This is a genomic window from Streptomyces sp. NPDC052701 (genome assembly GCF_040678355.1).
In the GTDB taxonomy this organism is placed as follows: Bacteria; Actinomycetota; Actinomycetes; order Streptomycetales; family Streptomycetaceae; genus Streptomyces.
In genome coordinates this window covers 59,403-72,262 of sequence record NZ_JBFATO010000029.1, presented here as the reverse complement: position 1 = coordinate 72,262, position 12,860 = coordinate 59,403, and the positions used below count along the sequence as shown (strand labels likewise).

The 12,860-nt window shown below is 72.4% G+C and carries 17 protein-coding genes; all 17 read right to left on the bottom strand.

Annotation, left to right across the window (positions count from 1 at the left end):
• Positions 1-61: 61 nt before the first annotated feature.
• The 17 genes from AB0L29_RS26695 to AB0L29_RS26615 all read right to left on the bottom strand — a co-directional run bounded on the left by AB0L29_RS26695 (position 62) and on the right by AB0L29_RS26615 (position 12,805).
• Positions 62-241, bottom strand: coding sequence for a hypothetical protein (locus AB0L29_RS26695; protein WP_365830313.1), 180 nt, complete (start codon positions 239-241; stop codon positions 62-64).
• A gap of 31 nt (positions 242-272) precedes the next feature.
• Entirely contained in the window at positions 273-1,043 is a 771-nt protein-coding gene (locus tag AB0L29_RS26690; protein ID WP_365830312.1) for a hypothetical protein, read from the bottom strand.
• Positions 1,043-1,558, bottom strand: coding sequence for a WhiB family transcriptional regulator (locus tag AB0L29_RS26685; RefSeq protein ID WP_365830311.1), 516 nt, complete (start codon positions 1,556-1,558; stop codon positions 1,043-1,045). The genes AB0L29_RS26690 and AB0L29_RS26685 overlap by 1 nt, the downstream gene beginning before the upstream one ends.
• Complete coding sequence (locus AB0L29_RS26680) at positions 1,555-1,899, bottom strand: hypothetical protein (RefSeq protein WP_365830310.1); 345 nt, start codon at positions 1,897-1,899, stop codon at positions 1,555-1,557. The genes AB0L29_RS26685 and AB0L29_RS26680 overlap by 4 nt, the downstream gene beginning before the upstream one ends.
• Before the next feature lie 77 nt (positions 1,900-1,976).
• Positions 1,977-2,255 carry a hypothetical protein gene (locus AB0L29_RS26675; protein ID WP_365830309.1) on the bottom strand — a complete coding sequence of 93 codons (279 nt, stop codon included), beginning with the start codon at positions 2,253-2,255 and terminating at the stop codon, positions 1,977-1,979.
• Positions 2,252-2,695: a hypothetical protein gene (locus AB0L29_RS26670; RefSeq protein ID WP_365830308.1), complete on the bottom strand. Its 444-nt coding sequence runs from the start codon at positions 2,693-2,695 to the stop codon at positions 2,252-2,254. The genes AB0L29_RS26675 and AB0L29_RS26670 overlap by 4 nt, the downstream gene beginning before the upstream one ends.
• Positions 2,692-3,369, bottom strand: a complete 678-nt coding sequence (locus tag AB0L29_RS26665) for a GGDEF domain-containing protein (RefSeq protein ID WP_365830307.1) — start codon at positions 3,367-3,369, stop codon at positions 2,692-2,694. Before AB0L29_RS26665 ends, AB0L29_RS26670 begins: the two co-directional genes overlap by 4 nt.
• Before the next feature lie 532 nt (positions 3,370-3,901).
• Positions 3,902-4,477: a hypothetical protein gene (locus tag AB0L29_RS26660; protein WP_365830306.1), complete on the bottom strand. Its 576-nt coding sequence runs from the start codon at positions 4,475-4,477 to the stop codon at positions 3,902-3,904.
• A gap of 28 nt (positions 4,478-4,505) precedes the next feature.
• A complete protein-coding gene (locus AB0L29_RS26655; protein WP_365830305.1) occupies positions 4,506-4,970 on the bottom strand; it encodes an RRQRL motif-containing zinc-binding protein in 465 nt (154 codons plus the stop codon).
• Between the two features lie 274 nt (positions 4,971-5,244).
• Positions 5,245-6,024, bottom strand: coding sequence for a hypothetical protein (locus AB0L29_RS26650; protein ID WP_365830303.1), 780 nt, complete (start codon positions 6,022-6,024; stop codon positions 5,245-5,247).
• 128 nt (positions 6,025-6,152) lie between these two features.
• Positions 6,153-6,713, bottom strand: coding sequence for a hypothetical protein (locus AB0L29_RS26645; protein WP_365830302.1), 561 nt, complete (start codon positions 6,711-6,713; stop codon positions 6,153-6,155).
• A 70-nt stretch (positions 6,714-6,783) separates the two neighbouring features.
• Positions 6,784-7,017 carry a hypothetical protein gene (locus AB0L29_RS26640; RefSeq protein ID WP_365830301.1) on the bottom strand — a complete coding sequence of 78 codons (234 nt, stop codon included), beginning with the start codon at positions 7,015-7,017 and terminating at the stop codon, positions 6,784-6,786.
• A gap of 81 nt (positions 7,018-7,098) precedes the next feature.
• Positions 7,099-9,216 carry a chromosome segregation protein ParM gene (locus AB0L29_RS26635; RefSeq protein ID WP_365830299.1) on the bottom strand — a complete coding sequence of 706 codons (2,118 nt, stop codon included), beginning with the start codon at positions 9,214-9,216 and terminating at the stop codon, positions 7,099-7,101.
• Positions 9,217-9,298: 82 nt separating this feature from the next.
• A complete protein-coding gene (locus AB0L29_RS26630; protein WP_365830298.1) occupies positions 9,299-9,715 on the bottom strand; it encodes a conjugal transfer protein TraB in 417 nt (138 codons plus the stop codon).
• A 15-nt stretch (positions 9,716-9,730) separates the two neighbouring features.
• Positions 9,731-11,947 carry an ATP/GTP-binding protein gene (locus AB0L29_RS26625; protein WP_365830297.1) on the bottom strand — a complete coding sequence of 739 codons (2,217 nt, stop codon included), beginning with the start codon at positions 11,945-11,947 and terminating at the stop codon, positions 9,731-9,733.
• A 154-nt stretch (positions 11,948-12,101) separates the two neighbouring features.
• Entirely contained in the window at positions 12,102-12,332 is a 231-nt protein-coding gene (locus AB0L29_RS26620; RefSeq protein ID WP_365830296.1) for a carbohydrate ABC transporter, read from the bottom strand.
• Positions 12,329-12,805: a hypothetical protein gene (locus tag AB0L29_RS26615; protein ID WP_365830295.1), complete on the bottom strand. Its 477-nt coding sequence runs from the start codon at positions 12,803-12,805 to the stop codon at positions 12,329-12,331. The genes AB0L29_RS26620 and AB0L29_RS26615 overlap by 4 nt, the downstream gene beginning before the upstream one ends.
• Between the last annotated feature and the right edge of the window lie 55 nt (positions 12,806-12,860).

Sequence of the window (12,860 nt, the reverse complement as noted above, 5' to 3'; positions counted from 1 at the left end):
TTCATCAGCCGCCGCGGGCGCGCTGGGCGAACCGGGCGCGGCGCTCTGCGGTGACGGGGTGCTACTCGGGGTTGGTGTGGGTGACCACGAGGAACTGGTCGCTGGGCAGGTCCATCACGACCTGGACGTCCGGCGTGCCCTGGGCGCGCTGGGCGGCGGCATACTCCTCCGCCGGCCAGGAGCCGCGGGGTCCTCCGGCGGGGAAGCGTTCCAGGACGGTGCGCTGGGTCTGGCTGTGCATGGGAGTTCTCCCTTCGGCCTGTGGCGGCCTGTTATCGGTCGGTGTCGTCGGGGGCGGGGGCGTCGCCGAACATGTCGTCCATCGCGCGGGTGACGGCGGGCCGGTTCTCGGGCCGGGTGGCGTTGAGGACGGTCCGGGTCAGGTCGAGCAGGTCGATCCCGTCGAACAGATCGGTCAGGTCCGCGACGGTCAGCCGGTCCAGGACGACGCCGCCGTCGGGCCGGTCGTGGTCGAGCTGGCAGTTGAGGGCGTCGATGGCGTCGGCGAGCTGGTGGGCCCTGGCCGGGGTGAGGTCGATGCTGTGGCAGTGCTCCAGTCCGGTGCCGAGGGCGCCGGTGGGGCTGATGTGGAGGCGGACGCTTTGTCCGGGGCCGGGAACGGCCTGGTGCCCGAGGCCGGTGAGGGCTTCGGCCAGGGCCGCGATGGCGCTGTTGCGGTCGGCTTCCGCACCCGTCACGGTCGCGGTGTCCCCGCCGCCTTCGTCCTCTTCCGCCGCTTCCGCATCCAGCAGGGGCGCTTCCCAGAGCACTTCGAGGGTGTCGGCGTGCAGGCGGATGACGCCGTCGGCGGTGTCGGGGAGGGTGAGGTGGCCGGTGACGCGCAGCAGGTCGCCGGGCTGCCGCTCGGTGAGCATCGCGTGGACGATCTCCGGCTCCATGGTGGTGCAGGGGATGACCGCCTCTTCGACCATGTGGTCGGTGCCGGCGGAGCAGGACAGCCGCCAGCAGACGGTGCCGTCGCGGTCGCCGGGGACGGGGTCGGCGGCCAGGTATCCGTCCAGTGCAAGGGGTATGGCGTCCATCAGCTGGCCTTTCCCAGGGTCTGCTTGTGGTGGGGGGAGCGGGGGCGGGTGGTGCGCTGGGCGAGGTCCAGCAGCTGGAGGTTGCGCCGCTGCTGGTCGGGGGAGAGCGGCTCGCGCCAGGGCTGGTAGGGGTGGGACCACATCGGGCTCGGCTTCGGAACCGCGTCACCGGCCGACCGGTGGGGCTCCTGGCGGCGGGCGCGGTCGGCCTGGGCGATGACACCGACCCAGTCGGGGCCGAGCCGCATCGTCAGGCGGCGGCGCAGCGCGCTGCGTTCACGGGGCGTGGTGGCCGCCCACACCCCGATCCGGCTGGGGCCGGGGTTGGCCAGGGCCCATTTCAGGCAGCCGGCCGCGATGGGACAGCTGGAACAGGCGCGTTTGGCCCGGTCGATGTCGCGCCGCGCGGCCGGAGCGGTGGTCCGTTCGTGGGCGAACCACTCCGGGTGGGCCTGGCACGCCAGGGGCTTGTCCGTCTGGGGAAAGGCGATACGGGCGTCGGTCTGGGTGCTCATCGGGTCACCGCCTTGCGGCGGGCGCCGGTGAGCAGGCGGGCGCGCAGGGCGGGCGGGATGGTCTTGCGCTGCCTGGCCCGGGCGCGGGACTCGGCGCGGGCCTGGGCCGTCTCGCACGGCCCGCACGGGTCTTCGCCCCGGGCTTCGTGGCAGGCGTGGCCCTCGCTGGTGCCGTGCGGAGCGGTAATGCCGTGCACGGCGGCCAGCGGGTACAGCTCGCCGGGGGCGACGCCGGTGCGGGTCTGGATGGTGCGCTGGGTATAGCCGTCGCGCAGCAGGGTCAGGGCGACGGCCTGGCCGGCGGTGAGCGCCGGCCGGCCGGTGATGGCGAAGCTCGCCATGGAAGGTCCTTCCGTACAGAAGAAAAAAGAGGGCGGCCACCAGCCGGGGGCCGGTGGCCGCGGGTGGGGGAGGGATGTCAGGCGTGCTCGTCGTCGTGCCGACGCTTGGACTGGATGTCGGAGGCGAACCGGCCCAGGCGGGCCTCAACCGGGTTCGCGGCGATCCAGGCCTCCGCGCACGCCTTGTGCACGGGCTCGCCGTGGTGGGACCGCATCGACGTGGGCTGCTCGCACAGCACGCACGGCAGGTCCTGCCACCGGTCGAAGTGGCGGGCGTCGCGCCAGTCCAGCAGGCCGCCGGGAGGCGGGATGAGCCCCGGCTCGAACAGCGGCTTCTTGCCTCGCGTGCGGGTCACGGCCGGAAGCCGGGCAGCTGCTGGAACACCTGCGCCATCAGGTCCGGCGCGGGCTTCCACGGGCCGAGCTGCCCGTCGGCGGGCACCGGCAGCGGCAGCTCGCGGACATCGGCGAGCACCAGATGCCAGGCGCCGGGCTGCGCCCACTGCGAGCACGGCGGGGAACCGTCGGGATCCTGGTGGCAGTCGGCAAGGCGGGCAATACCGATCACGGCGCCGGTGACCAGGTCGCGGCCGCGGATCGTACGGGCGACCAGCGGCACCCGCAGGGCGGGCCGGTCGATGGCCTTGCCCGCGTGCAGCAGCACCCAGCCGCGCCAGGACCACGCCCTGGGACGGTTCTCGATCGTCTTGGCACCGGCGGTGATGCAGGCGGCGTGAGGCTGCTTGACGGTGATGCCGCGGATCCAGTCGCCCTCGGGCAGGGTCGCGATGCTCATGCGGCTCGCCCCCACACAGCCGTGCCCGGACGGCCCGCCCGGCGGCCGTTGACGGACGGCACCGTGACGTGCTGCGCCGTCGCCAGGACCGCGCGGCCGGAGTGCTTGCCGTCGTAGAGGGCGGCATCGGCGGCCCGCTGCAGCACGGCCAGGTCGCGGGAGCCGACCACGTCCGGGGTCGCGGCGCCGACCGAGGCAGCGACACCGACGGTGCGGCCATCGCTCAGGACGACAGGAGCGTGCAGCATGCGGACCAACTGCGTGAGGCGCTGCTCGCGGCGGCCGCGCGGCAGGTGCAGCACGATGGCGAACTCATCGCCCCCGAGGCGTCCGGCGGCGGCGCGCGGGCCCGCCCACGCGGTGAGCCGGGAGCCGAAAGCGGCGAGGACAGCGTCGCCGGCCGCGTGCCCGAGCGTGTCGTTGATCTGCTTGAAGTGGTCGGCGTCGACCATGACCACGGCCGTGTCCTCGCCATGGCGGGCCAGCAGCCGGCGGGCGCGGGCGGTGTAGGCGTCGCGGCGCAGCAGCCCGGTCAGCGGGTCACGGCGGCTGGCGGCCAGACGCCGGTGCAGCGCGAGGGCGTGCACGGTCCAGCCGGTCAACGGCACCGCGGCGGTGGTCAGTAACAGCGTGCGCTGGCCGAACCGGCCCTGTACGCGCAGGACGGGGTCCATACTGAGGATCTCCCTTTCGTCTCGTACGGGATGGGGACCCGGGGCAGGCGAACTGGTCTGGACGCCGAAGTAGGCCTGTCCCGGGATGACTGCAGGTCGTGTTCGGCGCCGGCCGCACAAGGCAGCACAGCGCGCGGGGCCGACCAGACCCCCGACCACAGACCCCGACCAGAGGTCACGAACCGGTTACATCTACCGGATACCGCTGGTCGGGGTGGTGGCCGCCGTCGTGTTGGGGCCTGTGGTCGGACGGCGACCACGCGCGAGCCGGCCGGGCTGGGCGCCGCCTATGCGGCCATCGCGGCGTCGGGGCAGGTGACCTCTTCGCCGGTGAGGGCTTCGACCACCACGCCGACCAGGTCCCGGCCCAGGTTCGGGGTGACGGCGTTGCCGATCATCTCGATGGTCTGGTCGCGGTCCCCGAGGAAGACGTAGGAGTCGGGGAACTCCAGGGAAGGGGTGGTGCTCCGGGGCGGCCGGGCCTCGCATGCCGGCGGCCGCCCCGGGCGCTCGTGGCGAGTGGGGCGCCAGGTCAGTTCCCGGGCTGGCGCAGGACGAGGAACTCCAGGCGGCCGCCGCTGTACTCGCTGCGTTTGGCGTACAGGACGGTGGGCTCGTCGTCGGCCAGGCGCTGCAGCTCGGTCTCGATCCAGGCGTTGGTGCGTTGCAGGAACAGACGTTCCAGATCGAAGCCCCGGAAGGAGAGGTGGACGTCTTCATCGCGTCGGCGCATGCCGCGCACCCACTTGCGCAGCAGGTCGCGGGCGGTGTCGTCGTCCGGGCGGGCCGGGATGTCGCGGGGCAGCGCATGGCAGCTGGTGGCGTGGGCGTTGGCGAAGCGGCCCGCTTCCGTCAGCGTCAGTCCGCTGCTGTACCTCTTGTCCGGGTCGTTGGACTGCGAGTAGTGGCAGCCCAGGCAGGCGACGACGTGGTAGTAGCAGCTCTCGTCCGCGGAGAAGACGAGCACGACCGCGCCGGCCTGGTTGGCGTAGCGCTCGACGACGGTGACGCCCTCGGGCGTCCACGTCTCGCCGGTCTCCGGCCACGGCTCGGGCTCGACGGTCGGCGGTTCGGCGGGGCGGGTGCGGGAGAACAGGCTGAGGGCCATAGGTGACTCCTTCGGATGGTTCGTTGGGTCAGGCGGCCAGCTGGTGCGTGGCCGGGGGCGTGGTGTAGCTGCTGGGGTCCGCCGACGTTCCTGTGGCGCACTCGTCACAGCAGCCCTGGGTGCGCAGCGGCAGGCAGTGGTGGTAGCGGCGGCGGCACTTCGGGCAGGTCTGCCGTGCGGCCATCGCCTGGTCCAGCGCCCGCTCCTGGGCAAGCGTCGGAGTCCGTTTGGGCGCCGCCAGGTCGATGCGGTACAGCCACGCCCAGCGCCCGCTGCGCAAGACGAGCCGGCCGACGGGCTCGTGGCCGCCGGGACTCAGGCCCATCGCCCGTAACTGGCGGCGGGTGGCGAGCCCGGTTTTCGGCACGGGGCCCTTGCCGCGCACCGCGGCGAACACGGCCGTGGCGCCGGGGGCCTGGTTGCGGCCGAAGTCCGGGAAGCTGCCGTCGTCGTAGAGATCGACGTCGACCAGGTCCTCGTCCTGGCCGGCCATCACCGGCTCCAGGGACCCGGCAGCCGGGCGGGGCGCTGCGGGTAGCGGGACCCGGGACGCTGCGGGCGGGGCCGGCCGATGCGGCGGCGCGGGCGGGGAATGAGCACGAGTGATCTCCTCCAGTCGTCGGGTGACAGCGCTGCGCCCCGCCGACGTTGTGCTGGTGTCGGCGGGGCGCAACTGGGTGGTGCGTGCGGCCGGGCGGCCTGTCCGGTCCTCGCCCGGCCCCGGGGTTGGCGGGGCGGGGCGAGGACCAGGCGGAGCGACCGGAGGATCAGCGCTGGAGCCGGCGGAGGGTGTCGGGACCGTCGCCGAAGTCGTCGCCCGCCGGGGCGGGCGCGGGGAGGGCGGCGTGGAGGTGGATCGCGGGGTTGAACTGGGGCTGCCACTGCGGCGGGTGGTTGTGGACGATGGGCCGCAGGGTCAGACCGCGCAGCGCGAGGACGCTGGCCAGTGCCCACATCAGGGCGGCGAGCCCGGTGGCGGCGGCACGGCCGCCGGCCGGCGAGGCCGACCAGACCATCGCCAGGCTCGCGCAGCCGAACAGCGCCCAGGTGATGCGGGCACCGGCGTTGCCGAGGAAGCCGCCGATGAGGGAGAACAGCCCGGTCAGCTGCCAGAAGGCGTAGAGAGGACCGGGGCCGACGGCGAGATGGGCGGCCTGGTCGGCGAGGAAGGCCCGGATCGGCTGGTCGACCGTGGCCCACAGGCCGTGCCCGTCACCGGTGCCGGACGCCGGAACGTCGGACAGACCGTCGAGGGCGGCGCCGGTGATGTCGCCGGCGGTGTCCAGGGCGAGGACGACGAGGCTGATCCCGGCGAGCAGGACGGTCGCCTTGATCCAGTTGGCGATCTCGTGCCAGCTGGCGTGCCGGGCCTGGAACACCTCCTCCCACCGCTGGTAGAGGAAGCCGCCTTCCCCCCAGGACTGCTTCCACGCGGTGCGAAGCCGCGCCAGGCGCTGCTTGCCCTTGCGGGCGGGCGGCAGTTCGACCTGGTCGAGGATGCTGTGCGGGCGGTGCTGGCCGTTGACCGGCTTGTCGTCGGTGGACATGGTGCGGCTGCTCCTTCACGGAAGTCGGTGGTGAGCGTGGTGGGTGCTTTGGCCGGGTGGCCTGCCCCCGTGTCCGGCCCCGGAGATGTGCCGGGCTCGGACGCGAGGCAGGGGACCCGGAGACGGGATCAGAGGCCGCGGGCGTCGGCGAGGTGGGCGGCCTGGTCGAGCATGCGGAGCGGGATCCGGCTGGAGTCTTGTGCGTCGTTGCAGGCCGGCACGGTGTCGACGTGGTCGCCGAAGTGGCGGCGGATCACGTCCAGGAGCACAGCGGCCGCCTTGGCCTCCAGTCCGCGGTCGCCGCGCGCTTCGGCGCGGATGGCGCCGAGCATGCACCGGGCGCCGTCCTCGTCGACCAGGACGCCGGCGCACCAGCCGTCGGTGAGCAGACGGTGGTGGGCGCGCTGCAGAAGGGCGGCGACCGGTGTCGGGTACAGCTCCGGCAGCGGGGCGGGCCCGGTGTAGACGGGGCCGGTGACGATGTCGGCCAGGTCGATGGGCTCGGTGGGGATGTGGGCGGTGTTGACCTCGTAGGCGACGGCCGCTTCGTCCAGGCGCGCAGTCATGACCGTGTTGGCGAGGATGAGGCGTTCCTCGAGGGACAGGTTCGCCGGAGCCACAGGCGCGACGGGCTCTGCAGTGGTGCGGCCGGGGTGGTCTATGGCGGGGGAGGGATGGGTGTGGGGCATCGGGACTCCCTGGGGGCGTCGAAGGGTGCGGGCGGGGTGGCGGCCTTCGACGCCGGCGGCCGGGGCGGTTTCAGGTGCTGGAGATCCAGCCGGTCACGGTGCCGGTGGCGTCGCTGGGCGGGCGGCACAGGAGCTTGGTGACGGGCCGGCGTCCGGTGCGGGGCATGTGGAAGGCGGCCTCGTCGGGGATGAGCAGAGGCCGCGGGGTCTGGGCGCAGGAGTTTCCGAGACGGGCGGCCCTCTGCTCCGCCAGAGCGGTAGCGGCCTGAAGGAACCGCAGCGACGTGGTGGGCTCTCCGTGCATGTGTCTCTCCTCAACGAGTGCGGGGAGGGGCCCGGCCGGGTGCGGCCGGGCCCCTCGGGGTGGGATCGGGATGGGGTCGGGTCAGACGCCGGAGAGTTTTCGGATGGCCTCCAGCGCCTGACGGGGCGAGGTGACCTCATCGCGGCGCGTGGTGGGCTTCCCGCCGCCGCGGCGCTTGCCGCCGCCCTGCTTGGGGGCGTCGTCCTGGTCCTCCTCGTCGTCGCCGGGCTCGGGGCCGAACTCGCCGGGCCGGGGCGGCTCGGTCCAGTCGAACCACAGGTCCCGCGCTTCGAGTTCGCGGATCTCGTAGTCGGTCAGATGCTCGACTTCCTCGGGGAAGTAGCCGTCGATGCCCGCCTTGAAGTCCATGAACAGCGTGCGCAGGACCTCGGGCTGCTTGGCCTCGACGATCCATCCGGCGCCGCCGGTGTTGGAGTCGGCGGGCGGCTCGGGCTCGCCGCGCATGATCCGCTCGATCCGGCCTTTCTCCGCGGGAGAGAAGGAGCGGGGGAGAGGGTCGGGGATGTGCTCGGGCGCGATACCGAGGGCCCTGAACATGTCGGTGATCTTCTTCGGCGCGACCTTCAGCACGACGGGGATGCAGTTCTCGCGCAGGTTCTCGCACAGAAGCTGCGTGAAGCCGTCTTGCACGTAGATGGACTGGCCGGCCACCTTGATGCCGATGCCGTACTTGCGGCCCTTGACCGACACCAGCTCCGCAAGGTCCATGATCTCCGCGCCGTAGTCGCCGTTGCGGGCGGCGGAGAGGAACTCGTCCAGGTACGCGGACAGCATCCGGTAGGGGCAGCCCGGCCGGGTCGGGTCCCACTCGTGGACCTGGCCGTCCTCCCACGGCATCTCGCCTCGGATCTCCATCAGCGCGACCAGAGCCCGCAGGAGCCGGACCATGTAGAGCGCGCCGACGCCGTAGCGGGCGGTATGCCTGCCCAGCGCGGCCGTCTTCTCGTCCGGGGCCTCCGTGGCCAGCATGACCACAGCCCCGAACAGGGCGTCGGCCGCGATGTGCAGGGCCATCAGCTGGGTCTTGCCGCCGCCGGACGGGGCGACGAAGAGGCCGTGGGCGGCGCCCCGGTCGGTGTAGACCCTGTTGCGGGCGGGCTGGCCGTTGCCGAGGTAGCCGGTCACCCACCGGCCGTCCTTGTCCGGGGTCAGCAACTCCTTGGTGGCCGGGAAGACCTGCGCGAGGGGCGAGGTGTCCCACAGGGAGACCAGGACCTGGTTGCCGTCGACGGTGACGAACAGCCGGCCTTCGTCGTACTTGGTCTTCAGCGCGGCGGCCAACGCGTGCAGGTTGACGCGCGGTTCGCCCATCTCGTCGGGGACCTGGGCGATGTAGTGGGTGACCTTGCGCTCGGTGTCGCGGACCTCCTTGACGAACTCCGAGCCGGGCACGGCCCCGCCGGCGGCTCCGATCCTGTCGGCCCACCACTCGTGGACAGTGGGGGCCTTGCGGCGGCGCTCGTTGGCGTCCGGGGTGATGTGGACCTCTTTCCAGCCGGGCCCGCCCTCGCGTCCGTACTGCCGTGCCACGGCCTCGATGCGCACATCTGTCACCTCGACGCCGAAGGCGGCCGCGACCGCTTCCTCGGTCAGGCCGGAGATCGGCCGTCCGGCCTCGGAGGCGCGCAGCAGCAGCGACAGGTCGTGCGGCATCCCCGGGTGGGGGGTGGCCTTCACCACGATGGTGCGGCCGGGCATGCCGCGGTTCTCCCACAGCTGGCGGACCTGCCGGGTGAAAGAGCTGGCGCCGTCGTCCGGCTGCGCGGAGAAGGGCTCGGGGGCGGCGGGCTGCAGCTGCGGTGCGGGGGCCGGGGTGGCGAGGGCGGGCCGGTGGTGGCGGCGGGTGTGCCGGGAGAACGGCAGCACCAGCAGGCCGGCCGCCGCCCAGCCGGCGGCGAGCAGGGCGTCCACGCACCACGGGCCCCAGCCAGGCGTGTTCTTCGCGGCGACGTCGACGGCGGCCGCGAGCACGAGCGGCGACCAGCGCAGGACCTTGCGTCCCGTGCCGGGCTCGTCGCTCTTGTAGGCGAGGTACCAGCCACCGGCTCCGGCGGCGCCCGCCAACTGGATCGCGGTGTTGACGGGGCTGTCGGGGGAGAGGTTGGGGGCCGCGGCGAGGACCGGCGCGGCCAGGGTGTACAGGGTGCGCTCCAGGGCGACGCTGCGCGGCAGGGACACCAGGGTTCTCCTTCGGACATCGGACAGCGATGGGCGGCCCCGCCGCGGTCAGCGGGGCCGCCCATCAGGGGGAGTGGGTGGGTCAGCGGGCGAAGAAGCCCGGCTTGGGGGTGCGCTCGGGGCGGCTGGAGCGGATGTCGTCCAGCGCCTCGTACAGCCGCGCGTGCGTACGCTGCGCGTCCGTGGCCAGGCCGGAGACCTCCTGGGCCGTCTCGTGGAGCTTTTGGACCTCCACGGCGGCGCCGCCCAGGGCGACGGCCACCTGGTTGGTCATCTCGATGAACTTGCGGTCCAGTTCGGCGTTGGCGATGGCCACGGCCAGGCCCTCCGCGCGCTGGGCGTTCATGCGCATGGTGCGCAGCAGTTGCTCGAGCTCGTTGCCGGCCAGGTCCATCGTGGTGCCGAGGGTCTTGAGCTTCTGCTGGACGGACTTGTACTTGTTGTCGCCGTCGGTGCGGGCGGCAGCGCCGCCGCCGGTGGTGGGCGCGAGGTCGCTCACGGCAAATCCCCTTTCCTAGTCGTGGTGGGCGGCGGCGGAGGCGTGGGCCAGGCCCGCGTCGTCCATGGCCTGGACGTCCTCGCCGTAGACGCGGCCGACGTAGGCGGCGGTGATCCGGGCGCCCTGCGAGGCGATCTCGCACTCGGTGGCGCACCGCTCGGCCAGCTGCTTCATGCGGGTCGCGGCGTCGGCCAGGTCCTCGATCTGGTCGACGACCTCGGTGGCGATGTTGTGGTCGCCGACCAGGTCGGCCGCCATGTCCCGCAGGGCGTCGGCGACCTTGCCCAGCGCGATGGCCAGGTCTTGGGCGCGGTCCTTGTCGAGTGCGGCGGCGATCGCGATGTTCACGATCTCCATCAGGTATTCCTCGAACGTGATGTCGGTGCGGTGCTGGGCCGCCATGCCGGCCTGGCCCGGCGCGGCCTTTCTGGCCTCCGATGCCACGGGGTCCTCCTGTGCAGTAGGTCGGGTGGTGCCGGGACGCTGTGTGTGGGCCTCCGAGGCGGGCGGCAGGCTCTTGACGCCGGTCGTCACGGCCGCAGGCCCGTCGGGGACGATGTCCGCGTCCACGATGTCGTCCCCGCCGTCCCTGCTGTCGCCGGCGGGGCGCGGCGGATCGGTGGGGTGCTGGGGCCACTCCACTGTCGGGGTGGAGTCCTCCGGACCGAACGGGCTCCGCGGCTGCTGCCCGCCCCGCTCGGTCCGGCGTGTGCCACGGGCGCGATCACGTCCTTTGGCCCGGCCGGTGCCGGCGGTACGGCCGCGCCAGAACCGGTGGCGGTGCTTCGATCCGCCAGACGGCCCGTCATCGGCCTTTTTCGTCTTGCCAGGCTGGTGGGGTGCCGAGTCGTCCTTTCCGGTGGTGGAGGCGCCGTCGGGGGCTTCGCCGGCGTCCTTCTCGCCCTTGCTGTCGGTGCCCTTGCCCTTGGTGTCCTTGTTCTCGGTCCGGTTCTCCTTCTCCGCGCCGCTCTGGCCGCCCTTGGCGTCCTGCGCGTCGGCGCGGCGCTTGTCCCAGCGGTGCTGGGCTTCCGCCGCCACGGCCGCGCCCAGGGTGGTGCGGTCATCGGCGGCCTTGGCAGCCTTCCGCTTCGCCTTCTCCGCGGCCTCCCGCTTCGCCTTCCTCGCGGCTTTGCGTTCGGCTTTCGCCGCGCGGCGCTCCTCCCGCGCAGCCTGGCGGTTAGCGCGGTCCTGGTCGCGGTCCTTGCTGCGATCAGTGAGGCTGGCGGCCTGGTCGGCGCTGCGCCTCTGCTGGCGTGCCGCCTGGCGGGCGGCGGCGCGCTCTTGGCGGCCGCGGGCCCGTTCGGCCCGGGGGCTGGAGGCTGGCGAGTCCTTCGGCTTGCCGCCGTCGCCCTTCGAACCGCCCTTGCCGGACCCGGAGCTGCCGGAACTGCCTTTGCCGGTGCTGCCCGTGCCCGACCCGGAGCCTCCAGAGCCGTTCTGACGGCCCTTGGAGCCGCCGGACGGCTCATTGCGCTTGGAACCGCCCCCACTACCGCCAGCGGAGCGATCAGAGCCCTTCCCGGCACCCTTAGGGGAGTTGCCGCCCCCGGAACCGCGACCGGCGCCGCCGGAACTGTTCGTTCCCGAGCCCCGGCCGCCGCCAGTGCCGCCCCGGCCTGAGCCGCCGGAGTTGCCGCCGCCTCCGCGAGAGCCGCCCCCGCCGCCGGCCTTCGAGCGGCCGCCCTTGTCGGCGCCCATACCGGAGCCGGAGGACCGCGAACGGTCGGCGTCGGCTTTGCCGCGCGCGTTCGTCCGGTCGGCGTTCGCCTTGATATGCGCCTGGCGAAGCTTGGCCTGCGCTTCCATCAGCCCGATTTCCTGGGCCGTCTGCGCCTCCAGCAACGCTACTTTCCGCGCGATTTCCGCTTCCCGGTACGGGGCCTCTCCTTCCAGGCGTGCGCGTCCGACCTCGATCCGGTATTCGAGCCAATCCGCGAGCCGATCCGCCAGTGAGCGCGGCTGCTCATATTCACCCTCCTCGACTTCTTCCACGCTTATTCCACCCGGATCTGCGAGCGGAACCTCACGGGAAACCAGAGCGGATTCCGGCCGGGGAGCGGCAGGAATCGGAGGCAACTCCATGGTGGTTTCCTCCGGGGATTCCGAAGGAATTTCGGACCCTTCGCTGTCGTCCGGGAAAAGACGTCCAGGATCCGGCAACTGCGGCGGTCGGCCCGTGACATCGCTGCCGACAGGGAAATTGATAAGTCGCCCCTCGCTGTCGTCTGACACAGCTTTCGCGCCCTCCTTCAGGACTTGACAGACAGTGACCGCATCGCGTACGCGTGTGCGCGCGTGGGCGCCTGGGCGTGTGGGCGCCTGGGCGTTGGAGACGCTGAAGGGGCCACCGCGTGGCAGCGGCGGCCCCTTCGTGGCGCGCGGGCAGTTACTGGGTGTGCTTGAGGTAGACGGCGTGCAGATCGTGAGCCAGCGCCCTCAGCCCGGCGACGTCGCCGCGCTTGAGGCATTTCCTGCCGTGTGTCTGCACGAGCATCACCAGGAAATAGAAGGCGCCGAGGTCCTCGCCGTGTCGTTCGATGAACGAATCACGCTGCTTCAGCAGGTATTCGCGGGAGCGCTGGGCGCGGAGTTCGGATTTCAGAAGCGGGCGAGTCACGCCGAACGCTCCTTACGGAGGTCGTAAATCGACCCAGGGCCATCATGCTCCGAATTCTGGCCCTGCGCAACCTGCTGCGGCGGACTCGGTGCGGCCTGGAGCGACTGAGGGTTCTTCCTGCGTTGCCTTTCCAGCTCCTTCTCCTTTCGCTTTCGGGCGGTATTTGCGACCGCCTCATCGTGGGCGCGGCGCTTGTACGCACCCTTTTCAAGGCCCTTGGTGACGGCCTCGACATTCTTCAGGACGTCCTTGAAGGCCCGCTCCACGGGCTGGGCGCGCAGCCAGGCGTCGTAGAACCGGTCGCCCTCGACGTGGGTGTCACGGCAGTGGACGCGGATCTCCTGGGCGAGGGTCTCCAGGTTCCTGCCGACGTCCAGCAGCCACCGCTGAACATCAGCGAGGTATCGCGCGGTTGCCTCCGGGTTCTGCGCGACGTCGCGCAGAGGAGAGTGGTTCGGGTCGTTGCTGTTCACGGCGGGGATTCCCTCCTGGTGTACTGGGGATCTGCTGGGACTGCTTCCGGCAGTT